This is a genomic window from Xanthomonas cissicola, from assembly GCF_008801575.1.
GTDB lineage: Bacteria > Pseudomonadota > Gammaproteobacteria > Xanthomonadales > Xanthomonadaceae > Xanthomonas > Xanthomonas cissicola.
In genome coordinates this window covers 1-545 of the sequence record NZ_VZPL01000235.1, presented here as the reverse complement: position 1 = coordinate 545, position 545 = coordinate 1, and the positions used below count along the sequence as shown (strand labels likewise).

Annotated in this window: 2 protein-coding genes; one reads left to right on the top strand and one right to left on the bottom strand. The window is 55.6% G+C overall.

All coding sequences use genetic code 11. The annotated features are described in order from the left end of the window. Positions 1-110 (top strand): IS3 family transposase (locus F7R02_RS25810; RefSeq protein WP_151210354.1); only part of this gene is annotated, 110 nt, incomplete at its 5' end. 246 nt (positions 111-356) lie between these two features. Here F7R02_RS25810 and F7R02_RS26780 read toward each other — a convergent pair. Beyond that, the coding region (locus F7R02_RS26780) for a hypothetical protein (RefSeq protein WP_151210352.1) at positions 357-545 on the bottom strand (189 nt) is incomplete at its 5' end.

Genomic DNA, 545 nt, shown 5'->3' with positions numbered 1-545 from the left:
GGATGATCGACTACAACCAAGCAAGATCCCATGATTCGCTCGGCGGAATGACCCCGGTCGAGTACCGCAACAAGTACGCCGAAAGCTCTACTTTTAAAGTGCCTGCTTGACGGGGGAGCTTACGGCCGCACGGCGCAGCAAAGACAGTGCACCCATCGTTTCGAAGGGCAGCCAAAAAATCGTATGCAGGTCTCGGCATAGAGAGCCACGCAGGTGCGTTCCTCAAGCACCTGATCCCAGTGCCGAGCTGACGGCACGCGTAAACGTGCATCGGCGCCAGTGGACGAGACTTGCTGGCTCTTGCACACGCATCAACGACCGTTGATGCAGTTGCTGTAGATCGGACGTGTCCCACACTACGGTAATCGCGCTATACCGCCCGTTCCTGCACCCAAGTGCAAAGAGGTATTGAACGCAATGCTAGGGAAGGTCTGAATAACGAGGCCTGAGAGTGCGGGATGTCGCGTCGTTCCGAAGAGTGGCGTTTGAATCTTTGGAATTTCGCCATTTCTGGCGCTTTCCGTGGGAATTTCCTGGTTTACAGG